This window comes from Pseudomonas rubra (genome assembly GCF_028656935.1).
Classification (GTDB): Bacteria; Pseudomonadota; Gammaproteobacteria; order Pseudomonadales; family Pseudomonadaceae; genus Aquipseudomonas; species Aquipseudomonas rubra.
Window position 1 is genome coordinate 85141 of sequence record NZ_JAMDGZ010000052.1, and the last position, 22483, is coordinate 107623.

The following is a 22483-nucleotide window of genomic DNA, read 5'->3' on the forward strand; positions in this document are numbered from 1 at the left end:
CCTCACGCCTCGCTCCTACCATTCGAGGGCCTTACTGGCCAAACCTTCGTAATGACAGGACCGTCCCCATGAACATCAGGACTTTTTCAGGCTACACCCTGGGCTTGCTTGCCTCGGCCATGGTGCTCGCCAGCACTGCCAGCGCGGCACCGCTGACCCGTGACAACGGCGCTGCGGTGGGCGACAACCAGAACTCGCAGACGGCCGGCAGCACTGGCCCCACCCTGCTGCAAGATGTACAACTGATCCAGAAACTGCAGCGTTTTGGCCGCGAGCGCGTGCCTGAGCGCGTCGTACATGCCCGCGGCACTGGCGTCCACGGTGAATTCGTAGCCTCCAGCGACATCTCCGAACTGACCCGGGCCAAGGTGTTTACTCCAGGTGAGCGAACCCCGGTGTTCGTGCGTTTCTCCTCCGTGGTCCATGGCCTGCACTCACCGGAAACCCTGCGTGACCCACGCGGTTTCGCCACCCGTTTCTACACCGCCGATGGCAACTGGGACCTGGTTGGCAACAACTTCCCGACCTTTTTCATTCGCGATGCGATCAAGTTTCCCGACATGGTCCACGCCTTCAAACCCGACCCGCGCAACAACCTTGGCAACGACGCCAGGCGCTTCGACCTGCTCTCGCACATGCCCGAGGCCACCCGCACCCTGACCCTGCTCTACTCCAACGAAGGCACGCCGCTGAGCTACCGGCACATGGACGGCAACAGCGTGCATGCCTACAAGTTCGTTAATAACGACGGCGAAACCACCTACGTGAAGTTCCGCTGGAAGACCCTGCAAGGCCAGAAGAATCTCAACCCCACCGAAGTGGCCAAGGTACAGGGCCATGACTTCAGCCACATGACCAGCGACCTCGTCAGCTCGATCAATCGTGGCGACCATCCAAAATGGGATCTGTACATTCAGACCCTCAAGCCCGAGCAATTGGCCGGTTTTGACTTCGACCCACTGGACCCAACCAAGATCTGGCCCGATGTGCCCGAGCGCAAAGTCGGACAGATGGTGCTCAATCGCAACGTCAACAACTTCTTCCAGGAAACCGAACAGGCGGCCCTGGCGCCGTCCAACCTGGTCCCGGGCATCGAGCCGTCGGAAGACCGTCTGTTGCAGGGCCGCCTGTTCTCCTATGCCGATACCCAGATGTATCGGGTCGGCGCCAATGCCGCCGGCTTACCGATCAACCAGCCCAGGGTCAAGGTCAACAACGGCAACCAGGATGGCGCCCTGAACGCCGGGCGCAGCGTCGGTGCGGTCAACTACGAGCCAAGCCGGCTGACGCCACGCCCTTCGAGCGATTCCGCGCGCTACAGCCAGTTGCCGTTGAGCGGCAGCACCCAGCAGGCAGGAATCGAGCGCCAGCAGAACTTCAAACAGGCCGGTCAGCTGTTTCGCTCCTACGACAGCAAGAACCGCCGTGACCTGATCAACAGCTTCGGTCAGGCACTGGCCGGCACCGATGATGCCAGCAAGCACATCATTCTTTCCTACCTGTACAAAGCCGATCCGGACTATGGCAAGGGCGTGGCCAAGGTCGCCGGTGGCAACCTGGTGCGGGTCAAGCAGCTGGCGGCGCAGTTGCAGGACTGAGCATGCGCTGGCGATAACTGCCGGGGCTCTCGCCGGTCCATTTCTTGAACGCCCGGTGAAACGCGCTGGGCTCCTGAAAGCCGGCGTGCTCAGCCACTTCGGCAATACTCAGGTGTGTCTGGCGCAGGCATTCAAAGGCCATGGCCCGGCGCACCTGGTCCTTGATCTGCTGGTAGGAGCGACCCTCGCGCTCCAGTTGCCGGCGAAAGCTGCTGGGGCTCAGGCCCTGCCGCTCGGCCATGGCCAGCAAGGTCGGCCATTGACCGTACTGGCGGGCGCGCAGGTAGCGATAGACCTGGGCGACCTGGCCATTCTGGTTACGGTAGCGAATCACTAGCCATTGCGGCGCGCTGCGCAAAAAGGTCTTCAGCGCGGCCAGGTCCTGCACCACGGGCAGGCGCAGGTACTCGGCGGCAAATTCGATCTCGGTGCGGCCACAGCCCAGTTGCACGTTGGCGCCCCATAGCAAGGGGTCGTCCTCCTGGGCCGGGCGCAGGTCGGTCAACGCCGTGCGGTCGATGACGATGCGCCGCCCGGCCAGCCAGCACAGCAGGCTGATCACCAGGGCCAGGAAGGTTTCTTCTGCATAGACCCGGGTCAGCGGATCAGCAATATCACTGTTCAGGCTGACCACGGCACGCGCGCCCTTGACCGTCAGCGTAGCGCGGATGTCACGCAGGAACAGGGCAAAGTTGTTCAGGCACTGGCGCAAGGCCTTTTCCAGGTTTGGCTCCTGGATCAGGCCACGGCAGATCAGGGCAAAGCTGCCCAGTGGCATGCCATGGCTGTCGAGATTGAAGAATTCATCGTCAAGGGTCTCGATCAGGATCAGCCACAACCGCGCAAAGGCCGACGCCGGCACCCGCGCTGCGGGAATCTGCAGCAGCGCAGGGTCAATGCCGGCACTGCTCAGCAGCGCCGCTGCCCGTTCGGGCTGGGCACGCAGGGCGTGAAGCATGGTGTGGACAAAGTAGATGGCGACTGTATCGTTTTCCCGCATGGCGGTTTCCGCAAGGGTATGGCAAAAAATACCAGTGTCACTGGACAGTTATGGCATAGGCCGGCGCGCAGGCTTTGCCTAGACTCCAAAGCAACCTGAAGGTGGCTGTGGGCAGCATTCTGGCAGAGGCCAGCCCTGCCCCGCCACGCTTTCGCACACTGGAGTCGACCATGAATACCCCGGACATCTATGTAGTCAGCGCCGTTCGCTCGGCCATCGGCAGTTTTGGCGGCGCGCTCAAGGACCTGCCCCTGGCGGACCTGGCCAGCAGCGTTACCCGCGCCGCCATCGAGCGCGCAGGCGTGGCGCCGGAGCAGATCGGCCATGTGGTGATGGGCAACGTCATCCCTACCGAGGCACGCGACGCCTACCTTGCGCGGGTGGCGGCAATGAATGCCGGCATTCCCAAGGAGACCCCGGCCTTCAACGTCAACCGTCTGTGCGGTTCGGGCCTGCAGGCCATCGTCTCGGCGGCGCAAAGCCTGCTGCTGGGCGATGCCGAAGCAGTGCTCGCTGCGGGCGCCGAATCCATGAGCCGCGGCCCTTACCTGCTGCTGCAAGCGCGCTGGGGTGCGCGCATGGGCAATCTGCAAGGTATCGACTACATGCTCGGCATTCTTCACGACCCCTTTGCCGGCTTTCATATGGGCATCACCGCCGAAAACGTTGCCGAGCGCAATGGCATCACCCGGCAGATGCAGGATGAACTGGCCCTGACCAGCCAGCGCCGTGCGGCCCGGGCAATTGCCGAAGGGCGCTTTGCCAGCCAGATCGTGCCGATCGAGATCCCCAGCCGCAAAGGCCCGGTGCGTTTCGAGGTGGATGAGCACGTGCGCTTCGACGTGACCGCCGAGCAACTGGCCGGCATGAAAGCCGCGTTCAAGAAAGACGGCACGGTCACCGCCGGCAATGCCAGCGGCCTGAACGATGGCGCCGGCGCCCTGGTACTGGCCACCGCTGATTTCGTCAAACGCCATAACCTCAAGCCACTGGCGCGCCTGGTGGCCTACGCCCATGCAGGGGTCGAGCCCGAGCTGATGGGGCTGGGCCCGGTACCTGCGACCCGAAAGGTACTGGATAAGGCCGGCCTGACGGTCGCCGACCTCGACGTGATCGAGTCCAACGAAGCCTTTGCCGCCCAGGCCTGCGCCGTCGCGAGCGAACTGGGCTTTGACCCGGAAAAGGTCAACCCCAACGGCTCGGGCATCTCCCTCGGCCATCCGGTCGGTGCCACCGGGGCGATCATCGCCACCAAGGCCATCCACGAACTGCAGCGCATCCAGGGCCGTTACGCCCTGGCAACCATGTGCATCGGTGGCGGCCAGGGTATTGCCATCGTCTTCGAACGCGTCTGAACCAAGGATTTGAATGTGACTATTGCAAACATTGCGGTGATTGGTGCCGGTACCATGGGCAACGGTATCGCCCAGGTGTGCGCCGTGGCCGGTTACCAGGTCACCCTGATCGATGTCTCTGACGCAGCGCTGGAGCGCGGTGTGGCCACCCTGCGCAAGAACCTTGAGCGCCAGGTCAGCAAGCAGACCCTGGCCGCCGAAGACGCAACCGCTGCCATGGCGCGGATCCGCACCAGTACTGACTACGCGCAGTTGCAAGACGCCGAACTGGTCATCGAAGCGGCGACCGAAAACCTCGAGCTCAAGCTGCGCATCCTCAAGCAGATTGCCGCCAGCGTCAGCGACCAGTGCGTGATTGCCACCAACACCTCGTCGCTGTCGATTACCCAACTGGGTGCGGCGGTCAGCCAGCCTGAGCGCTTCATAGGCGTGCACTTCTTCAACCCGGTGCCGATGATGGCCCTGGTCGAGATCATCCGTGGCCTGCAAACCAGCGATGCGACCCACGCCAAAGCCCTGGCCCTGGCCGAGAAAGTCGGCAAGACCCCGATCAGTGCCGGCAACCGCCCGGGCTTCGTGGTCAATCGCATCCTGGTACCGATGATCAACGAAGCCATTTTTGTGCTTCAGGAAGGCCTGGCCAGTGCCGAAGACATCGACACCGGCATGCGCCTGGGCTGTAACCAGCCGATCGGCCCGTTGGCCCTGGCCGACCTGATCGGGCTGGATACCTTGCTGGCGATCATCGAAGCCTTCCACGAAGGCTACAACGACAGTAAGTACCGCCCTGCTCCGCTGCTCAAGGAAATGGTTGCCGCCGGCTACCTTGGGCGCAAGAGTGGTCGCGGTTTCTTCACTTACTAGGGAAAAGTGCCATGGACGCCGCTTTGCGCTGTGCGAACTTCGAAGAGCGGCGTGACAAGGCCCTTGAACTATTTGCCGAGAAAGGTTTCGGCCAGGTCAGCATGCGCGAACTGGCCGCGCACCTGGGGCTGACCGCCGGCTCCTTGTACCATCACTTCCCGAGCAAACAGCACTTGCTGTTCGATCTGATCGAAGAGCTGTACGAAGAACTGCTGGCCACCCTCACACCGCGACGCCGCGCCCAACCACAAACCCTGGGCGAGGTCATCAAAGCCCACTGGGCCTTGCATGCCGAGCGGCCGCTGCAGTTTCGCCTGGCCGAGCGTGACCTGTGCTGCCTGAGTGGCGAGCAGCAAGCGCGCATCGGCCAGCTCCGGCAACAGTATGAAAGCGCCTTGCTGCGCCTGCTGGCGCCCGGGACGACCCTATGCAGCAAGGCGCTGCAAGCCAGCGCCCATGTCACTGCCAACCTGCTCAACAGCCTGCCCGGCTGGCTGCAAGCCTCGCAACTGCAAGAGGCGCAGGGCCTGGTACTGATGGAAAGCCTGCTGCTGGGCGGGATTGAACGAGCCTTGCAGCCTGACGCCGTGTGACAGGCCAGCCACTACTCGTTGGGGAACACCCGGCGCTGGCCATTGTCACCGGGGCGATGGAAAAACATCACCTCGGCGCCGTCGCCAACCAGCCCACCGGCACGATTCCAATGGCTGGACAAATGAATGTAGCGCGAGCGCAACAACGCCTCTTCTGCTGCCGTCAAGCCGGGAACGGGCTGTTCCCCCAGGGCATAAGCACTCAGCTTCGTGGCAATCCCCCGCAGTTCCACAGGCACCCCAGGGCTTTGCCGATCGTCCAGCGCGCGCAGCCGCGCACCGTTGCGCAGCCCAAGCGCATGCATGATGCGCAAGTAGATCAACGACAAACCGGCAAAGACCTCGCGCTCGCAGCGTAACCAGGCAACCACCCGTTTTTGCGGATACAGGTCACGTTTTGGCACAAAGGGCAGGTCCTCTGACCAGGTCAGCCTCTGGACCGGCAACGCCTGCCAGGCCAAGTGATTGTCCAGGCCGTCTTGTTGCATTTGCCGATAGGCCTGGCTGCGTTCATTGGCCAGGCTGCGTGGTTCGACACTGCTGCGCGGGCGCGCCAGCACCACTTGTTCGCGCACCCGCGCAGGGTAACCGCCGCCCACATCCGAATGCGCGCCGGGCACGGTGATGTCGTTGCCGGTGCGCGTGAGCGGGAAGTTCTTGCGCAACTCATCGCGTGCCACCAATTGCACGACCTTACGGGCGATGCCGGCCTCAAGTTTCATTTCGACTCCGGAGTAGTCAGCATTGGCGGGGCTGAAGTTACCCTTGAGCAGCGCCACGATGGCTGCCACCGAGTCGAAGAGGCCGATGAACTGGATGTTCAGGTGGTCTTTGGCATCCCAGTCGAAGTCGTCGCACAGCAAGCTGAGCCGTGCTGGCCAGCGTTTGGCCAGGCCGCTGTTCTGCCCCTTGTGCAGGTCATTGGCAAAGTGCCTGGCGGCGGCAGCGCCTCGGCTGAAGCCAAACAGATCAAACTGCAACTCAGCGACTTTTACCTGAGGGTTTTCATCACACCAGAGGCTCAGCTCATTCAAGACCTTGTCGTGCGCCTGCTGCGCCCGGGCAATCACCCCTGTTGCGTAGCGACCGGTAGCTTTGGCCAGCGCCGAATCGTCGCCTGCGCTGGTGGTGCCTATGCCTTCGACATAGACCTTGAGGGCATCCTCGCCTCGGTGCTGATACAACTCGTACAAACGCGCCACGTTGGTCTTGTCGTTGCCGTAGCTGTTGTCCGGTGCATTGCCTTGTCGGTCATAGCCAGAGCGGGTGCTGTTGGCCAAATTGTTGCCTGTGCCATCGAAGAACACCCCAATGCGCAGGGTGATGCCAGTGTTCATGTGTCCATTCCCGGTGACGTTTCACAGGGTCGCTATCGGACATTTTTCGGACCTAAAAGAACATCAGTCAGCCGTGATGGATGGCGTAGGAAGTGCCAACAAGCCGCTAGCGCAACAGCTCCTGGATCTGCTCACCCAGTGTGTCCAGGTCAAAGGGTTTGGCCAGGATCGGCGCCTTGAAGGCAACAGGGCTGCCTGATTCACGGATCTCTGCGGGGTAGCCGCTGATAAAAATCACCTTCAGGTCCGGTCGCAGCTTGAGCGCAGGCTCTGCGATCTGCACCCCGGAAATACCGCCGGGCAAACGATAATCGGTAACGATCAGATCCAGGTGCGGCTTGCGGGCCAGAATATCGAACGCTTGCTTGCCGTCCTCTGCCACCAGCACGTGGTAGCCCTCGCCCTTGAGATAGTCCGCAAGAATCATGCGGATCGCTGGCTCGTCTTCGACGACCAGTACTACGTCCTGCGCATCTTCGCTCATGCGATTGCCTTGCTCGCTGAAATACTTGATTGTCTGGGCATACGACCCCGACCTCAGGCAGAGGTTGCCTGCTCCCGGTCACTTTCTCGCAGCACCCCGGTCAGCGGCAGGCGCACGGTGAAAGTCGCACCCTCGCCTTCGATGCTGTGCACACCGATGTGGCCGCCATGGGCCAGGACAATCTGTTCGCAAATGTACAGGCCCAGGCCCAGCCCGGCGCTGCCCTGGCTGGAGGCGACCCGCTCGAACTGCTGGAAGATCCGTTGCTGGTTGTGCTCGCTGATGCCGATGCCGTGGTCACACACCTCGACACAGGCCATGCCGGCGTGCTCGAAGGTTCGCACCTGAACCGGGCTTTTTGCCCCGTAGCGCAAGGCATTGGTCAGCAGGTTGGCAACCACCTGTTCGATCCGGAACTCATCCCACACCCCGTTCAAGGGCCCACCTGCGTCAAAATCGATAGGCACCTGGACGGCAGCGGCCTGTGCCTGGAAGTTCTCCACCAGGCTGCCAACCAGTTGGCCCAGGTCGAACGCGCTGGGGCGGATCGACAGCTTGCCGGTGCGAATCCGTGACACGTCGAGCATGTCCTCGATCAGGCGGATCAGGCTGTTGATCTGCCGCTCGTCGCGCTCGACCATGGCGCGCATCTTGTCCAGGGTAAAGGCTGCGGCGTTGTCCTTGGCCAGGTGCAGCTTGCGCAGCTGGGTTTCGAGGATCAGACCGTTCAGCGGTGTTCGCACCTCATGGGAAACGATCGACATGAAGTCGTCACGCATACGCACCGCATGCTCAAGCTCGCCGCGCGTGACCTGTAACTGCGCCAGTAGCAGCTCTTGCTCTTCGCGGCTACGCTCCAGAGCCTCCAGTTGCTCGCCGAGGGCCTTGCGCTGGCGGAACAGGTCGACAAACACCGTCACCTTGCTTTTCACCGCCAGGTTATCCAGCGGCTTGTGCAAAAAGTCCACCGCGCCGCTTTCATAGCCCTTGAAGGCGTAGTTCATCTCGCGCCCGGCGGCGCTGACAAAAACGATGGGGATATTCTTGGTTTTCTCGGTGCCACGCATCAACTCGGCCAGCTCGAAGCCGTTCATACCGGGCATCTGCACATCGAGAATGGCCAGGGCGAACTCGTGTTCGAGCAACAGCGCCAGGGCCTGGTCGGCAGACTGGGCCTGGTACACCTCGCGGTCTCCGCCCTTGATCAACGCCTCGAGCGCCAGCAGGTTCTCCGGCAGGTCGTCGACAATCAGCAACTTTGCTTGTATGTGCCTTAGCATTCAGGGGCTTCCAGGCTGGCGAGCAATTGCCCGATGCCATTCAAAGGGAGTATGTGGTCAGGCTGGTGCAAGGCCAGCGCCGCGCGCGGCATGGTTGCCACTTGCGCCTCACCGGGGTCCTGGACGATGGTCTGCCCGCCTTGCTGTTTGATCCGTGCCAGGCCGCGGGCGCCGTCTTCGTTGCCACCGGTCAGGAGCACGCCGAGCAGGCCCGGGCCATAGGCGTCGGCCGCCGACTCGAAGAGAATATCGATCGAAGGCCGGGAAAAATGCACAGGTTCTTCCTGGCTCAACGACAGGCTGAAATCACGCTCCACCGACAGGTGATAGCCCGGCCCGGCCACATAGATGATGCCCGCGCCAATGTCTTCCTTGTCGCAAGCTTCGCGCACCGGGCGCTTGAGCCTGCGCCTGAGCACCTCGGCCAGATGACTGTGGCGATTGTCGGGCAAATGCAGCACACACAGCAGCGGGATATCGAACACCGGCGGCAAGGCATGCAGCACCGTCAGCATGGCATGCACGCCTCCGGCCGAGGCGCCAAGGACAATCACGCGGACCGCGTTCATGATTTGCGGTAGATCCGTTCAGGCTTTGCCAGTGCCTGGAAGGTGCCGGAGTAGGCGGAGAAATCCAGGGTCTCCTTGCTGCCCAGGACCAGGAAGCCGCGATGGCACAAGGACTCGTGGAACAGGCCGAAAGCGCGGTCCTGCAAGGTCTTGTTGAAGTAGATCAGCACATTGCGGCACGAGATCAGCTGGGTTTCGGAAAACACACTGTCGGTGGCCAGGCTATGGTCGGCGAAGGTCACGTTGTCGCGCAGGCTGCCGTCAACCATGGCATTGCCATAGGCCGAGGTGTAGTAGTCGCTGAGCTCGCCGCGCCCGCCGGCCTTGCGGTAGTTCTCGGCGTACAGGTGCATGTTGTGCATGCTGTAGATGCCCTGTTTGGCCTTTTCCAGGGAGCTGGGGTTGATGTCGGTGGCATAGATGATGGTGCGCTCGAGCAAGCCCTCTTCACGCAACAGGATGGCCATTGAATAGACCTCCTCGCCGGTGCTGCAGCCGGCGATCCAGATCTTGATCGACGGCCAGGTGCGCAGCAGCGGCACCACTTCCCGGCGCAATGCCAGAAAGTGCTCGGGGTCGCGGAACATCTCGCTGACCGGAATGGTCAGGAACTGCAACAACTGCATGAACATGCCCGGGTCATGCAACACCCGCTCCTGCAGCGCAGACACCGTCTTGAGCTCGAACTGGCGCAAAGCGTGCTGGATCCGGCGCTTGATCGAGGCGCCGGAGTAGTCGCGAAAGTCATAGCTGTACTTGAGGTAGATCGCTTCGATCAACAGCCGGATTTCAATGTCTGTGTTGCGTTCGATAGTCAAATTCGCTCCAGTTGCGGCAGCCAGACACGGATCAGCGAGAACAGACGATCCAGGTCGATGGGCTTGGCCAGATAATCATTGGCCCCGGCTTGCAGGCAACGCTCCTGATCGTCCTTCATCGCCTTGGCAGTGACGGCGATGATCGGAAGCTTGCGCCAGCGCGGGTCCTTGCGGATCAGCCGGGTGGCTTCATAGCCGTCCATCTCCGGCATCATCACGTCCATCAGCACCAGGTCGATGTCTTCGTGCTGCTCCAGGCGCTCGATGGCTTCGCGGCCATTGCGCCCGATCTCGACAATCGCGCCCTTGTGCTCCAGGGCGCTGGTCAAGGCAAAGATATTGCGTACATCGTCATCCACCAGCAGCAGCTTGCGGCCTTCAAAGACCTTGTCGCGGCTGCGGGCGGTCTTGAGCATGCGCTGGCGTTCATGGGACAGCTTGGATTCGACTTTGTGCAGAAACAGCGTCACTTCATCGAGCAGGCGCTCAGGCGAGCGCGCGCCTTTGATGATGATCGAACGCGAGTACTTGAGCAGATCGGCTTCTTCCTCACGGGTCAGGTTGCGCCCGGTATAGACGATCACCGGTGGGAACGCGCGGATGTCATCGTCGGACATGCGCTTGAGCAGCTCGTTGCCAAGCATGTCCGGCAGCTTGAGGTCGATGATCATGCAGTCGTAGATGTTCTCGCGCAGCAGCTCCAGGGCCTGCTGGGCCATGCCCACGGCGGTGATCTCGATGTCCTCGTCACCGATCAAGCGGGCAATGCTTTCGCGTTGCAGGTCGTCGTCCTCGACCAGCAGGATATGCTTGAGTTTCTGCGTAAGCTTGGCTTCAAGGCGAGCAAACACCTGCTTGAGCTCTTCACGCGTCGCAGGCTTCACCGCATAGCCAATGGCGCCCATGTGCAGCGCCGCCTCGACCCGGTCCTCGACCGAGATCACATGCACCGGGATGTGCCGGGTGCTGGCCTGCTCCTTGAGGCGCTGCAGTACTGTCAGCCCGGAATGATCGGGCAGGCGCATGTCCAGCAGCACCGCGTCGGGGATGAAGCTTGCGGCCAGTTCAAAGCCCTCGTCGGCGGCCTGGGCGACCAGGCAGCTGTAGCCCAGCTCATGGGCAAGGTCGAACAGGATCCGGGCAAAGTTCGGCTCGTCTTCGATCACCAGGATGCAGCGATTGCTGAACGGGGCCTGGTCGCGGTCGTCGGCAAAGCTTGGCGCCTGGCGTGGCAACGCTTCTGGGGCAATTTCCGGCACGATGGGCGTGGCGGCGACTCGCGCAGGCTGATGAATGATCACCGCCCGGCCCTGGTCGATAATCGGCTCATAGCGCTCCGGCAGGATCAGGCTGAACACGCTGCCGTTGCCCAGGCTGCTGTCGACGCTGATCTGGCCACCGAGCAACTGCGCCAGGTCACGCGAGATCGACAAGCCCAGACCTGTGCCGCCATAGCGGCGGTTGGTGGTGCCATCGGCCTGGTGGAAGGCTTCGAAAATACTCTGCTGCTGGTCGGCGGCAATGCCGATGCCGCTGTCACACACCGAAAAAATGATGCCACTGCCGGCCTGCCAGCCTACGCTCAGGCTGACCTCGCCGCGCTCGGTGAACTTCACCGCGTTGGACAGCAGGTTCTTGAGGATCTGCTCCAGGCGCTGGCGATCGGTGTACAGGGTGGGCGGCGCCTGCGGCTCGACCACTATGTTGAAGCTCAGTTGCTTCTCGCCGGCCAAGGGCTCAAACAGCGTGCGCAGGCCTTCGGCCAGACGTGCCACATGGGTGGTTTCCGGGCGGACTTCAAGCTTGCCGGCTTCGACCTTGGCAATGTCGAGAATATCGTTGATCAGGTTCAGCAGGTCATTGCCCGCCGAGTAGATCGACTCGGCAAACTTGACCTGCTCGTCGGAAAGGTTCTCTTCGGCGTTCTCGGCCAGCAGCTTGGCCAGGATCAGCGAGCTGTTGAGTGGCGTGCGCAGCTCGTGCGACATGTTGGCGAGGAACTCGGACTTGTACTTGCTCGAGCGCTGCAACTCTTCAGCACGTTCCTGCAGCGCGACCTGGACCTGGTTCAGCTCACTGTTCTTGTGGTCCAGGGCATCGCGCTGATCGGCCAGCGCTTCGGTGCGCTCGGCCAGTTGCTCGTTGGTCTGCTCAAGTTCGGCCTGCTGGGTTTCCAGGTGGGCCTGGGATTCCTTGAGGACCCGCGACTGTTCTTCGAGCTCTTCGTTGGCGGTTTTGAGTTCTTCCTGTTGCACCTGCAGCTCTTCGTTGAGCTGCTGGGTTTCGGCCAGGACTTCCTGCAGACGTTGGCGGTAGCGGGCGCTCTCGATCGAGGTGCCCATGTTGCCAGCCACAAGCTCAAGGAACTCGATGTCGCGTTCATCCAGGCTGCGCAAGAAGCCCAGCTCCAGCACACCGTTGACCTGCCCGTCGTTGCTGGTCGGCATCACCAGCACGCTGCGTGGCAAGCCTTCGCCCAGGCCGCTGCTGACCTTGAAGTAATCGTTGGGCAGTTCATCCAGGCGGAACAGGCGCTCCTGCATGACCGCCTGGCCAAGAATACCTTCATGGCTGGCGATGACCTGTTCCTGAGCCGCCTGCTCGCCGGACAAGCCGTAAGTCGCCACCCGGCGCAGGTTGCCATGCTCGTCACGGACATACATCGCGCCTACCGCGCTGCCCAGGTAGCCGGCAAAAAACCGCAGGATGTTATTGCCCAGCAGCGGCAGGGTCAGTTGCCCGAGCACCCGGCCGGCCAGCTCGGTCTGCCCGGTACGCAGCCAGGCCTGGCGCTCCAGGCGCCGGTTGGCACGCTGCTGGTCGTCAAGGCTGGCAGCATAACTGCCGGACAAAGCCAGCAAGTCCCGGCGCCCCAGGTAGGCCAGCAAGCCGCTGAACAGGATGACAAACACCAGGTAGGCGCTGATCGACACCACCGTGGTGGTGTTGACCGATTCGTTGCGCGCCACCCGCAACTGATGCTCCATGGCGATGAAGGCATCGAATTCCTTGCGGATCTCATCGGTTATGCGCTTGCCGCGCCCCGAGCCAATGGCCTCGCGATAATTGCCATTGTCACGGCGCAGGCTGATCATCGCACTGGCGAAGGCGTTCCACTCATCCTGCAGGCTTTGCGCCCGCGCCAGGCGCTCGACTTGCTGCGGGTTGTCGGCCACCATCTGCTCCAGGCCCTGGATACCGGCGCCCACCCGCGACTTGGCCACTTCGTATGGGTCAAGGAAACGTTCGTCGCCAGTGAGCAGGAAACCGCGCATGCCAGTTTCCATGTCGATCGACAGCTTGATCGTCTCGTTGGCGTTGTTGATGACCCGGTCGGTGTGCTCGACCCACTGGATGGCCGACAGCAGGTAATTGATGATGGTGATGAACACCACGGCACTGAGCAGTCCGACCGCCAAAGGCAGACCGACGTTGCGGGCCAGCAGTTTACGGAAGCTACGCTGATCGATTGAGGCTGGTTGAATCATCTCAAGACGCCCAAGCAAAGGATGCAAACGAAAGAGTGTGGCGCAATTTTGAGCAATCGCTCTATTTCCGCAACAAAGGCCATTCTGCCAGCCTTTGCTACTCCGAGTCTAAACGCCTTTGGCAAATATGGCAGGGCATTTAGCCAGCATTTGAGAGGCACCCTGGGCAAACGTTCCCTGCTTTTTCATCAGCCGCTATGCTGATCTACCGCAGGGCGTTTTCAGCACCGAGGGAACTTCGGGTGGCCTGTGGCTTACAGATAATGAACAGACCCTTGTACAGGAATACCGCCATGCCCCGGACATCCCCGCCCCTGCTCGTCGTCGAAGATGACGACATCGTGCGCATGCTGATAGTCGAGGTGCTGCAAGAGTTGGACTACGAGGTGCTGGAGGCTGCCGATGCGCAAAAGGCGCTGACTATTTTGCAAAACCCGCAACAACCCCTGGCCTTGATGATGACCGACGTCGGCTTGCCGGACATGAACGGCAAGGACCTGGCAGCAAAGGCCCGGGATCTGCGCCCGGAACTGCCGGTGCTGTTTGCCAGCGGCTATAACGAGAGCCTGGACCTACCGCCAGGCATGTACCAGATCCCCAAGCCGTTCAGCATCGACCAGCTGCGCGACAAGGTGCAGGGAATTCTTCGAGCAGATTAATTCAGAGAGGGGTTGGGCTATGCCCAGGGCTGCATAGAATCTGCTTTAATACGCGCTTTTGCCAAGGTCCCCGATCCCCATGCCCGCCACCGCCCTCAATGTCCTGGTCATTGGCTACGTCTGGCCCGAGCCACGCTCATCGGCCGCTGGCTCGCACATGATGCAGATCCTTGAAAGCTTCGTGCAGCGGGGTTGGCGCATCACCTTCAGCAGCCCGGCCAGCGTCGGGGAGCACAAAGCGGACCTGGCCAGCCTGGGCATCGCCGAGCAGGCCATTACCCTCAACGACAGCAGTTTCGACCGTTTCGTCAGCGAGCTGGCCCCGGATGTGGTGCTGTTCGACCGTTTCATGATGGAGGAGCAATTCGGCTGGCGCGTGGAAAAACACTGCCCCAATGCCCTGCGCGTGCTGGAAACCTCCGATCTGCAAAGCCTGCGCGATGCCCGTCAGCAACTGTTGCGCCGGCGTTTGATCGAAGGCCTGGACCCCAACGATTTTCGCGCCCTGTTCGCCACCTCCGGCCCCGACCTCTATCGGCAGATGGCCAGTGCCGAGCTGACGCTGCGCGAACTTGCGGCCATCTACCGCAGTGACCTGAGCCTGATGATCTCCGACGTCGAGATCGACCTGCTGCTTAACGGCTTCGGTGTGCCCGAACACCTGCTGCACTGGTGCCCACTGATGCTCGACGCGCCCAGCGAGCCGTTCAAGCCGTTCGCTGAGCGCGCGCATTTCCTCAGCATCGGCAACTTCCGCCACGCCCCCAACTGGGACGCGGTGCTGTGGATGAAGAACAGCCTGTGGCCGATGATCCGCCGGCGCCTGCCGCAGGCGCAGCTGCATATCTACGGTGCTTACACCCCGCCCAAGGCTACGGCACTGCACAAACCCGCCGAGGGCTTTCACATCATGAACTGGGCCGAAGATGCCCTTGAGGTCATGAGCAGCGCGCGCATCTGCCTGGCACCGCTGCGTTTTGGCGCCGGGATCAAGGGCAAACTCACCGACGCCATGCAATGCGGCACGCCCAGCGTGACCACGCCGATCGGCGCCGAAGCCATGCATGGCGCCCTGCCCTGGCCCGGCGCCATCGCCCAGACCGCCGAGGGTCTGGCCGAGGCCGCCGCCAGCCTGTACAGCGACGAAGCACGCTGGAATCAGGCGCAACAGGACGCACGGCGCGTGCTCGGCGCACGCTACGACCGGCGCCAGCACGCCAGTGCCCTGGTCGAACGCATCGAGTACGCCCTGGCCGACCTCGACCAGCACCGGCTGTTCAACTTCACCGGTGCCATGCTGCGTCACCACCAGCACAAAAGCACCCAGTACATGTCCCAGTGGATCGAGGCCAAGAACCGCCTGGCTACAGCGGCCGACGCAGCAGATAAGTGTCCATGATCCAGCCCTTGCGCGCCCGCGCCTGCTCACGGGTGGCGAGGATCTGCGCCTTGACCGCCTGCAGTGGCCCGGTAATCAGGAGCTGATCGGCAGTGCCCAGGTAGGCGCCCCAGTAGATATGCAACTGCGGGTCATCCAGCGCGGCAAAGGCGCACTGGCCATCGAGCATGACCACCAGGTTGTCGATGCGCGGTTGTTCGCCCAGGCGGCGCCCGGGTAGCACGGTCAGCGGCTCGCCGATACGGTTCAAGGGGATGCGGTGCGCAGCGGCCAGGGCCTGGACGCTGCTGATGCCGGGGATCACCTCAAGCTGCAGCGCGACGCCCATCGCCTGCACCAGCTCAAGAATCCGCAGGGTACTGTCGTACAGCGTTGGCTCGCCCCACAGCAGGAAAGCACCACATTCGCCGTCAGCCAGTTCATTTTGGATCAGCTCGGCGTATAACGCCGCGCGTTGCTGGTGCCAGTCCTGAACGGCGCCCACGTAATCACTGGCAGCGCCATCACGCAACGGATCCTCGACCTGCACCAGGCGATAGCCAGGCGAGTCGATGTAACGTTCAAGAATGTTCTTGCGCAGTTGCAGCAACTCATCCTTGATTGCGCCCTTGTCGAGCACGAAGAACACCTGGGCACGGTTGAGCCCGTCGATAGCTTCAAGGGTTATCTGGCGCGGATTGCCCGGCCCGATTCCAATCAACAGCAGTTGTTTCATTACAAGTCGCTTCCATGGCTCGGCCAGCCCCTATAGTCGGCTGGCCGAAGCACAATGGCAACGTACGGCGGTTTAGAAGATCGAGAAGTTGTAGCTGACGATCACCCGGGTTTCATCCATGTCACGGGCGTACTTCTCATAGTTGCTGCGATAGGTGGAGTTACGCAGGCGTACGCTGACATCCTTGAAGGTGCCACTCTGGACCTGGTACTTGAGCTCGCTGTCGCGCTCCCACTCCTTGCCCTCGGCCAGGCTGCCCGGGACCTTGATATGGTCACCGTTGATGTAGCGGGTCAAGAAGCTCAGGCCGGGCACGCCCATGGCCTTGAAGTCATAGTCATAGCGCAGCTGCCAGGAGCGCTCCTGGGCTGCGGCAAAATCGTTGACCTGGGCATAGTTGACCAGGTACGGGTTGCTGCCATCGAGGTACGGCATGGCGTTCTCGCCATACATGCGCTGCCAGCCGGCGCTGAGCTTGTGACCACCCAGGCTGTAGCCGAGCATGCCGCTCAAGGCCCGGTGATCGATATCGCCGGCGCGGGCACGGCCGATGTCATCACTCTTGATCAGGCGCAGATCCGCCGACAGGCTGCCGATACTCAACGGCTGGCTGGCCACCAGGCCAAGAAAGTGCTGGCGGTAGATGTTTTCAAGTTTGGCTACCTGGTACTGCGCACTCAGGCGATCATTGAACCTGTAATCGACCCCGGCTATATCGAAATGGTCGGCAGTGGTACCGCAGGCATAGCGCTTGTTCTTGCAATGAACGCGAATGTCCTGGCGGTCGGTAGAGTCCCGCGCGGTGTACTTGTCCAAGCGCGCGGCGGTGAACTTCAGGTTGCTGATTTCTTGCGACGTCAGCATCGCCCCATGGAACATCGTTGGCAGCAAACGCCCGTCGTTGTATTTGAGCAACGGCATGTCGGGCATCATTGAGCCGACCTTGAGCACAGTCTGCGAGTAGCGCATTTTACCGGCCACGCCCATCTTCGCGTACTGGTCTTCAGATCGACGCGGGTCTTGCCCACTGGAAGGCAGCAAACCACTGTTGCTGTCGGCTGGGCTGGAGTCGAGTTTGATCCCGAGCATGCCCACTGCATCCACACCAAAACCTACAGCGCCTTCGGTATAGCCTGACTGAACATTGAGAATAAAGCCTTGTGCCCATTCTTCGCGCTTTGATGCCCCTTGAGCAGAATTGGTATGACCATCACGAAAGTCGCGATTGAAGTAAACATTGCGGGCTTCGATTTTGGCGCTGCTGTCTTCGAGAAAACCGGCAGCCTCTGTCGAGACGGCAGCAAACATCGCGAGCAGGCCAACAAGGCTGCGCCCGGGCGCGAGAGGGTATGGGGCAAACATGAGAAGCAACATCCGAAAGAAAGGCAAAAAACAACCGGCGCAGGTCCCTGCACCGACAACGCTCCCAGCGTCGATGGCAGTCGACGTTGACCGTTAATCATCTCGCAAGCGCTCTGGAATGGGCCATTGGACCATGGTCTAAGGCATCTGGGGCCTCCTCGAATAGTTCCTTAGCGTGGGTGTAAGGCTAATTAAGAAAGTTCCACACCTGGTAATATAAAAGTTTAATGTTTACCCGCCGCGCGAGCACCACTACACTCTTTTTAGTGCGATGTTGTGCCCAACCCGGTGGCGGCTGCGTTATTCAGTTTGTTACTCAATTTTACGCATGCCGGGCCACTGCAGACTTAAAGGAGTGATGACAGTGTCCAGACTTGCAGAGTTCCGCGCTGCCGAAAAGGCCCTTCAGGAACAAATGGCGCAATTGGAGGCGCTGAAAAAGGACGCCGGCCTGAAACGGGAAATCGAGTTCGAGAAAAAACTTGTCGACCTGATGAAGCACTACAACAAGAGCCTGCGCGATGTTATCGCCATTCTCGACCCCAAAGCCTCGCCCAAAGGCCCACTCAGCGCGCCAAAACAGCGCCGTGCGCGGGTGGTCAAAGTGTATGAAAACCCGCACACCGGCGAGCTGATCGAAACCAAAGGCGGCAACCACCGTGGCCTCAAAGCCTGGAAAGAGCAGTATGGTGCCAAGACAGTCGACAGCTGGTTGCGTCAGTGAAAACGGCCTTCACACTTTTTTCACATCGGCTGGATCAGGATGAAGGCTGCTAACGGACTAGCGCCCCATACGCCCGCTTCGGCGGGCTTCTAATTTCTTGCGCCCCGCCCCCCAAAGGCGGGGCGCAAATCGTTTGCGCAATCGCTTCAGTTCCGTATCATGACGCCCTGACTTTTTTTGCTGGCTTTACTGTTGCCAGCCCAATTGCGGAGAGCCCATGAGCCAGAACCCTCTCGACACCCTGCCGGGTGTCACCGCGCAACCGGATGCCGCGACCCACAACTTCGTTTTCAACCACACCATGCTGCGGGTCAAGGACGTTACCAAGTCCCTGGACTTCTACACCCGCGTGCTGGGCTTCAGCCTGGTCGAGAAGCGCGACTTCCCGGAAGCCGAGTTCAGCCTGTACTTCCTCGCCCTGGTCGACAAGGCTCAGATCCCGGCTGACGCGGCCAAGCGCACCGAGTGGATGAAATCGATCCCCGGGATCCTCGAGCTGACCCACAACCACGGCAGCGAGAACGACGCCGACTTTGCCTACCACAACGGCAACACCGACCCACGTGGTTTCGGCCATATCTGCATCTCGGTGCCGGACATCCGCGCCGCCTGCGAGCGCTTCGAGCAACTGGGCGTCACCTTTCAGAAGCGCCTGAGCGATGGCCGCATGAAGCACCTGGCGTTCATCAAGGACCCGGATGACTACTGGGTCGAGATCATCCAGCCAACCGAGTTCTGATTCAGCATCAACCTGACAACGCCGCTCCCCCAGGCCATGGCACGTTGCAACAAATGTGGGAGCCGGCTCTCAAGAGCGCAACAAGCCTTGCGGCAAACACCTTCAGGCTGTACCGGCCTCATCGCCGGCAACGCCGGCTCCCACAAGGGATCTGCGTCCCCCCCCCTCCTGCATCCGCTCAAACCCTGAATTTATCGGCGCGCCGCCCTATCGCCGAGGGCTGCTCACGGCAAAAATTCCTCTTGCATATTAGGTATTACGGTATACCATCAGACACACCTAACAAAAAACGCGGACCACCGCTGTCTTCCGAGGACCACGCCATGATCGACGCAACCGTCTACAAGAACGTCCTGGGCTCCTTCCCCTCCGGCGTCACCGTCATCACCACCCTGGACGACGATGGCCAGGTCGTCGGCCTGACCGCCAGTGCCTTCAACTCCTTATCCATGGACCCACCGCTGGTGCTGTTCTGCCCCAACTACAGTTCCGACTCCTACCCGGTGCTCATTCGCAACAAGCGCTTCGCCATCCACCTGCTTTCCGGCGCCCAACAAGCCGAGGCCTATGCCTTTGCGCGCAAGGGCAAGGACAAGGCGCACGGCATCGACTGGACCCTGAGCGCGCTGGGCAATCCCTTGCTGGCCAACGCCACGGCGATCATCGAATGCGAACTGTGGCGCGAGTACGAAGGTGGCGACCACGCGATCATGGTCGGCGCAGTGAAGAACCTCATCGTCCCCGAGCAGGCCCCCAGCCCGCTGGTCTACTGCCGCGGCAAGATGGCCGAACTGCCGGCCTTTGCCTGAGCCGCACCACGCTTCCAACAAGCCGCCTGATCCGCCAGGCGACCTATAACAAGATCCGAGGAATGCGCCATGAAATTTTCGTTGTTCGTACACATGGAACGTTGGGATGAACAGGTCAGCCACCGCCAGCTGTTCGAAGACCTGACCGAACTGACCCTGATGGCCGAAGACGGCGGTTTCAGCACCGTATGGATCGGCGAACACCACGCCATGGAATACACCATCTCGCCCAGCCCGATGCCGCTGCTGGCGTACCTGGCAGCGCGCACTACGACTATCCACCTGGGCGCCGGGACCATCATTGCACCGTTCTGGCACCCGCTGCGGGTGGCCGGGGAATGCGCCCTGCTCGATGTCATCAGCAACGGGCGCATGGAAGTAGGCCTGGCTCGTGGCGCCTACCAGTTCGAATTCGACCGCATGGCCGGCGGCATGCCGGCCTCCGAAGGCGGCCAGGCGCTGCGAGAGATGGTCCCGGTGATCCGCGCCCTGTGGCAAGGCGACTACGCCCACGACGGCGATATCTGGAAATTTCCCACCTCCACCTGTGTACCCAAGCCGATCCAGCAACCCGTGCCGCCGATGTGGATCGCCGCCCGCGACCCGGACTCGCACAACTTTGCGGTCAAAAATGGCTGCAACGTCATGGTCACCCCGCTGATGAAAGGCGATGAAGAGGTCCTGGAGCTTACGAACAAGTTCGAAGCCGCCCTGGCCAACAACCCCGAGGTTCCGCGCCCGCAACTGATGGTGCTGCGCCATACCCACGTGCATGCCGCCGAAGACCGCGAAGGCTGGAAAATCGGCGCCCAGGCCATCTCGCGCTTTTACCGCACCTTCGACGCCTGGTTCGGCAACAAACAGGTGCCGGATAACGGCTTCCTGGCGCCGAGCCCCGAAGAGAAGTTCAAGGAGCGCGCGGAGTTCGAACTGGACAACATTCGCAAGAACACCATGATCGGCACCCCGGCAGAAATCATCGCGCGCATCCGCTATTACCAGGAACTGGGGGTCGACGAGTTCAGCTTCTGGTGCGACAACAGCCTGCCCCATGCCGAGAAGAAGAAGTCCCTGGAATTGTTCATCAACGAGGTGGTGCCGGCGTTCCGCTGAAACTCACGTTCGTCGGCCCGGATCTAGCCGGGCCGTTGTACGGGCATACTGGATCGGGTACCACAGCAGCGAGGTCAGGACGATGAAAACCCTTCAATGCGTGCATCGCAACCACACCATCACCGCCAGCGTCGAAACCCACCCGGGCATCCCCACACCGTTCAACGCCGGATGCCTGATCACCGACCCAGAAGGCCACACCAGCCGGCGCCTGTTACTACCGGTGAAGATGGCCTATCTGGCGGATCTTGAGAATGCCCAGCACGCGGCGCTGGCCCATGGCAAATGGCTGGTCGACCAGCAGTTGGACAAACGCCAGCATTTGTTCTGACGTGCGCTTAGCGCGGGGTGGGTGCGGGCTGCTCCTGCGGCAATGCCAGCCCGTACTCCCCTTGCTCATTCCAGTCGTCGCCGAACATCTCCGCCGGGTGCATGGTGCGGTCGGCGCCGTTGCCGCACGCCAGGGCGTTGGCTGCGCAATAGCGGTCGCAACCCCAGCAGATACGCTCGGGGTGCTTGGGGTTGTTGGGAAAGGGCTTGGCCATGAAATGCCTCAGGCAGGCAATGGGCGAGCTTCAACGCTACTGCGCCGTTGCGTCGCGATCCTTGACTCACATCAAGGCCGGTATTGATCGGCCCTAAAATTGATAATAATCATTATTGTTCGCACAGAAGCTTCCTAGACTCGGGCTCCCCTGCCCAGTCCTGGAAGTCATCATGCGTAGCGCCCTCTCGCTCCCTCTGCTGTTGCTCCTGATCAGCCCCCTGGCCCATGCCAAGGAATACCCCATCGGCGAACCGCAGTCGTGCCCGGGCCTGGAAGTCAGCGCGGTGTACCTGCAGCCGATCGAAATGGCCCCGGCGGGCATGATGCGCGCCACCGCCGACTCCGACATCCATCTGGAAGCCGACGTCCGCGCCACCGAGAACAACCGTCAGGGTTTCCAGGAAGGCAGCTTCGTGCCCTACCTCAACGTCGCCTTCAGCTTGCACAAGCAAGGGAGCGACACGCCCATCAGCGGTGACTTTCATGCCATGGTCGCCAACGACGGGCCGCATTATGGCGACAACGTCAAACTTCAGGGCCCGGGCAAGTACCAACTGACCTTCACCCTGTTGCCACCGGCGGGCCACGGCTCGCTGGGCCGGCATACCGACAAGGAAACCGGAGTCGCGCCCTGGTTCGAGCGCTGCGAACTGCACTACGAGTTCGTCTATGCCGGGATCGGCAAGAAAGGCGGTTACTGACATGAAGGCCCTGGCCCTGTTGCTCGCCTGGGCAGCCCTGCCTTTGAGCGCCGCGCCGCTGCCAAGCTTCGAGCTGATCCTGCGCGACGGCCACTTTACCCCCGCCCTGCTGGAAGTGCCGGCCGGGCAGCGCTTCAAGATCGTCCTGAAAAACCTGGGCGAAGGCCCGGCGGAGTTCGAAAGCACGCCGCTGCGGGTCGAGAAAGTGCTGTCACCAGGGGTAACCAGCTTCGTCGTCATCCACCCGCTGCGCCCCGGCCACTATCCGTTCTTCGATGAATTCAATCCACAGTTGCCCGAAGGCGGCATCCTCGCGAAATAACCTGTGC

At 61.5% G+C, this 22483-nt stretch carries 24 protein-coding genes; 14 read left to right on the forward strand and 10 right to left on the reverse strand.

Annotated elements, in window-relative coordinates; all coding sequences use genetic code 11:
* Positions 1-119: 119 nt before the first annotated feature.
* Complete coding sequence (locus tag M5G17_RS22445) at positions 120-1598, forward strand: catalase (protein ID WP_420793331.1); 1479 nt, start codon at positions 120-122, stop codon at positions 1596-1598.
* Here the strand turns inward: M5G17_RS22445 and M5G17_RS22450 are convergent.
* Positions 1567-2598, reverse strand: a complete 1032-nt coding sequence (locus tag M5G17_RS22450; RefSeq protein WP_273895084.1) for an AraC family transcriptional regulator — start codon at positions 2596-2598, stop codon at positions 1567-1569. The genes M5G17_RS22445 and M5G17_RS22450 overlap by 32 nt on opposite strands.
* A 170-nt stretch (positions 2599-2768) precedes the next feature.
* Here M5G17_RS22450 and M5G17_RS22455 point away from each other — a divergent pair, with 170 nt between their 5' ends.
* Genes M5G17_RS22455 through M5G17_RS22465 form a run of 3 tightly spaced genes read left to right on the forward strand, consistent with a single transcriptional unit; the run spans position 2769 to position 5410 of the window.
* Complete coding sequence (locus tag M5G17_RS22455) at positions 2769-3953, forward strand: acetyl-CoA C-acyltransferase family protein (protein WP_273895085.1); 1185 nt, start codon at positions 2769-2771, stop codon at positions 3951-3953.
* Between the two features lie 15 nt (positions 3954-3968).
* The gene (locus tag M5G17_RS22460; RefSeq protein WP_273895086.1) at positions 3969-4817 is read left to right on the forward strand and encodes a 3-hydroxybutyryl-CoA dehydrogenase; all 849 of its coding nucleotides are present in this window, start codon (positions 3969-3971) and stop codon (positions 4815-4817) included.
* A gap of 11 nt (positions 4818-4828) precedes the next feature.
* Entirely contained in the window at positions 4829-5410 is a 582-nt protein-coding gene (locus M5G17_RS22465; protein WP_273895087.1) for a TetR/AcrR family transcriptional regulator, read from the forward strand.
* A gap of 11 nt (positions 5411-5421) precedes the next feature.
* Here M5G17_RS22465 and M5G17_RS22470 read toward each other — a convergent pair whose 3' ends face one another.
* From M5G17_RS22470 to M5G17_RS22495, 6 genes are all read right to left on the reverse strand, one after another.
* On the reverse strand, positions 5422-6747 hold the full coding sequence (locus tag M5G17_RS22470; RefSeq protein WP_273895088.1) for a T6SS phospholipase effector Tle1-like catalytic domain-containing protein: 1326 nt from the start codon (positions 6745-6747) through the stop codon (positions 5422-5424).
* Positions 6748-6853: 106 nt separating this feature from the next.
* Complete coding sequence (locus M5G17_RS22475) at positions 6854-7231, reverse strand: response regulator (protein WP_273895089.1); 378 nt, start codon at positions 7229-7231, stop codon at positions 6854-6856.
* Positions 7232-7284: 53 nt separating this feature from the next.
* Positions 7285-8511: a hybrid sensor histidine kinase/response regulator gene (locus M5G17_RS22480; protein WP_273895090.1), complete on the reverse strand. Its 1227-nt coding sequence runs from the start codon at positions 8509-8511 to the stop codon at positions 7285-7287.
* The gene (locus M5G17_RS22485) at positions 8505-9080 is read right to left on the reverse strand and encodes a chemotaxis protein CheB (RefSeq protein WP_273895091.1); all 576 of its coding nucleotides are present in this window, start codon (positions 9078-9080) and stop codon (positions 8505-8507) included. The genes M5G17_RS22480 and M5G17_RS22485 overlap by 7 nt, the downstream gene beginning before the upstream one ends.
* Positions 9077-9898 (reverse strand): CheR family methyltransferase, encoded by an 822-nt coding sequence (locus M5G17_RS22490; protein ID WP_273895092.1) that lies wholly within the window; start codon positions 9896-9898, stop codon positions 9077-9079. The genes M5G17_RS22485 and M5G17_RS22490 overlap by 4 nt, the downstream gene beginning before the upstream one ends.
* Positions 9895-13386, reverse strand: coding sequence for a response regulator (locus M5G17_RS22495; RefSeq protein WP_273895093.1), 3492 nt, complete (start codon positions 13384-13386; stop codon positions 9895-9897). Before M5G17_RS22495 ends, M5G17_RS22490 begins: the two co-directional genes overlap by 4 nt.
* A 293-nt stretch (positions 13387-13679) precedes the next feature.
* Here M5G17_RS22495 and M5G17_RS22500 point away from each other — a divergent pair, with 293 nt between their 5' ends.
* Complete coding sequence (locus M5G17_RS22500) at positions 13680-14045, forward strand: response regulator (protein ID WP_273895094.1); 366 nt, start codon at positions 13680-13682, stop codon at positions 14043-14045.
* A 79-nt stretch (positions 14046-14124) separates the two neighbouring features.
* Positions 14125-15444, forward strand: coding sequence for a glycosyltransferase (locus M5G17_RS22505; protein WP_273895095.1), 1320 nt, complete (start codon positions 14125-14127; stop codon positions 15442-15444).
* Here M5G17_RS22505 and cobF read toward each other — a convergent pair.
* Together cobF and M5G17_RS22515 are read right to left on the reverse strand one after the other, a co-directional pair.
* A complete protein-coding gene (gene cobF, locus M5G17_RS22510; protein WP_273895096.1) occupies positions 15410-16159 on the reverse strand; it encodes a precorrin-6A synthase (deacetylating) in 750 nt (249 codons plus the stop codon). The two genes, M5G17_RS22505 and cobF, sit on opposite strands and share 35 nt — an antisense overlap.
* 72 nt (positions 16160-16231) lie before the next feature.
* Positions 16232-17467: an OprD family porin gene (locus tag M5G17_RS22515; RefSeq protein WP_273895097.1), complete on the reverse strand. Its 1236-nt coding sequence runs from the start codon at positions 17465-17467 to the stop codon at positions 16232-16234.
* On the opposite strand from M5G17_RS22515, the gene M5G17_RS22520 reads away from it, so the two are divergent.
* The 6 genes from M5G17_RS22520 (at position 17363) to M5G17_RS22545 (ending at position 21237) form a co-directional block, all read left to right on the forward strand.
* Entirely contained in the window at positions 17363-17611 is a 249-nt protein-coding gene (locus tag M5G17_RS22520; RefSeq protein WP_273895130.1) for a hypothetical protein, read from the forward strand. The two genes, M5G17_RS22515 and M5G17_RS22520, sit on opposite strands and share 105 nt — an antisense overlap.
* A 274-nt stretch (positions 17612-17885) precedes the next feature.
* Positions 17886-18245: a histone-like nucleoid-structuring protein, MvaT/MvaU family gene (locus tag M5G17_RS22525; protein ID WP_273895098.1), complete on the forward strand. Its 360-nt coding sequence runs from the start codon at positions 17886-17888 to the stop codon at positions 18243-18245.
* 217 nt (positions 18246-18462) lie between these two features.
* A complete protein-coding gene (gene gloA / locus M5G17_RS22530) occupies positions 18463-18984 on the forward strand; it encodes a lactoylglutathione lyase (RefSeq protein ID WP_273895099.1) in 522 nt (173 codons plus the stop codon).
* A 323-nt stretch (positions 18985-19307) separates the two neighbouring features.
* A complete protein-coding gene (locus M5G17_RS22535; RefSeq protein ID WP_273895100.1) occupies positions 19308-19793 on the forward strand; it encodes a flavin reductase family protein in 486 nt (161 codons plus the stop codon).
* Between the two features lie 69 nt (positions 19794-19862).
* Positions 19863-20906, forward strand: coding sequence for an LLM class flavin-dependent oxidoreductase (locus M5G17_RS22540; RefSeq protein ID WP_273895101.1), 1044 nt, complete (start codon positions 19863-19865; stop codon positions 20904-20906).
* Positions 20907-20988: 82 nt separating this feature from the next.
* A complete protein-coding gene (locus M5G17_RS22545) occupies positions 20989-21237 on the forward strand; it encodes a hypothetical protein (RefSeq protein WP_273895102.1) in 249 nt (82 codons plus the stop codon).
* A 7-nt stretch (positions 21238-21244) separates the two neighbouring features.
* On the opposite strand, the gene M5G17_RS22550 is transcribed toward M5G17_RS22545, so the two are convergent.
* Positions 21245-21451, reverse strand: a complete 207-nt coding sequence (locus M5G17_RS22550) for a DUF3079 domain-containing protein (RefSeq protein WP_273895103.1) — start codon at positions 21449-21451, stop codon at positions 21245-21247.
* Between the two features lie 172 nt (positions 21452-21623).
* On the opposite strand from M5G17_RS22550, the gene M5G17_RS22555 reads away from it, so the two are divergent.
* Positions 21624-22154, forward strand: coding sequence for an iron transporter (locus M5G17_RS22555; protein WP_273895104.1), 531 nt, complete (start codon positions 21624-21626; stop codon positions 22152-22154).
* Between the two features lies 1 nt (position 22155).
* Positions 22156-22476: a cupredoxin domain-containing protein gene (locus M5G17_RS22560; RefSeq protein WP_130264382.1), complete on the forward strand. Its 321-nt coding sequence runs from the start codon at positions 22156-22158 to the stop codon at positions 22474-22476.
* The last annotated feature ends 7 nt before the right edge of the window (positions 22477-22483 follow it).

Bases quoted from the DNA above. Each gene is read 5' to 3' on its own strand.
- M5G17_RS22445 (WP_420793331.1), top strand. From the start codon at position 120: ATGGTGCTCGCCAGCACTGCCAGCGCGGCACCGCTGACCCGTGACAAC.
- M5G17_RS22450 (WP_273895084.1), bottom strand. From the start codon at position 2,598: ATGCGGGAAAACGATACAGTCGCCATCTACTTTGTCCACACCATGCTT.
- M5G17_RS22455 (WP_273895085.1), top strand. From the start codon at position 2,769: ATGAATACCCCGGACATCTATGTAGTCAGCGCCGTTCGCTCGGCCATC.
- M5G17_RS22465 (WP_273895087.1), top strand. From the start codon at position 4,829: ATGGACGCCGCTTTGCGCTGTGCGAACTTCGAAGAGCGGCGTGACAAG.
- M5G17_RS22470 (WP_273895088.1), bottom strand. From the start codon at position 6,747: ATGAACACTGGCATCACCCTGCGCATTGGGGTGTTCTTCGATGGCACA.
- M5G17_RS22475 (WP_273895089.1), bottom strand. From the start codon at position 7,231: ATGAGCGAAGATGCGCAGGACGTAGTACTGGTCGTCGAAGACGAGCCA.
- M5G17_RS22480 (WP_273895090.1), bottom strand. From the start codon at position 8,511: ATGCTAAGGCACATACAAGCAAAGTTGCTGATTGTCGACGACCTGCCG.
- M5G17_RS22485 (WP_273895091.1), bottom strand. From the start codon at position 9,080: ATGAACGCGGTCCGCGTGATTGTCCTTGGCGCCTCGGCCGGAGGCGTG.
- M5G17_RS22495 (WP_273895093.1), bottom strand. From the start codon at position 13,386: ATGATTCAACCAGCCTCAATCGATCAGCGTAGCTTCCGTAAACTGCTG.
- M5G17_RS22500 (WP_273895094.1), top strand. From the start codon at position 13,680: ATGCCCCGGACATCCCCGCCCCTGCTCGTCGTCGAAGATGACGACATC.
- M5G17_RS22505 (WP_273895095.1), top strand. From the start codon at position 14,125: ATGCCCGCCACCGCCCTCAATGTCCTGGTCATTGGCTACGTCTGGCCC.
- cobF (WP_273895096.1), bottom strand. From the start codon at position 16,159: ATGAAACAACTGCTGTTGATTGGAATCGGGCCGGGCAATCCGCGCCAG.
- M5G17_RS22520 (WP_273895130.1), top strand. From the start codon at position 17,363: ATGACCATCACGAAAGTCGCGATTGAAGTAAACATTGCGGGCTTCGAT.
- M5G17_RS22515 (WP_273895097.1), bottom strand. From the start codon at position 17,467: ATGTTTGCTGCCGTCTCGACAGAGGCTGCCGGTTTTCTCGAAGACAGC.
- gloA (WP_273895099.1), top strand. From the start codon at position 18,463: ATGAGCCAGAACCCTCTCGACACCCTGCCGGGTGTCACCGCGCAACCG.
- M5G17_RS22535 (WP_273895100.1), top strand. From the start codon at position 19,308: ATGATCGACGCAACCGTCTACAAGAACGTCCTGGGCTCCTTCCCCTCC.
- M5G17_RS22540 (WP_273895101.1), top strand. From the start codon at position 19,863: ATGAAATTTTCGTTGTTCGTACACATGGAACGTTGGGATGAACAGGTC.
- M5G17_RS22545 (WP_273895102.1), top strand. From the start codon at position 20,989: ATGAAAACCCTTCAATGCGTGCATCGCAACCACACCATCACCGCCAGC.
- M5G17_RS22550 (WP_273895103.1), bottom strand. From the start codon at position 21,451: ATGGCCAAGCCCTTTCCCAACAACCCCAAGCACCCCGAGCGTATCTGC.
- M5G17_RS22555 (WP_273895104.1), top strand. From the start codon at position 21,624: ATGCGTAGCGCCCTCTCGCTCCCTCTGCTGTTGCTCCTGATCAGCCCC.
- M5G17_RS22560 (WP_130264382.1), top strand. From the start codon at position 22,156: ATGAAGGCCCTGGCCCTGTTGCTCGCCTGGGCAGCCCTGCCTTTGAGC.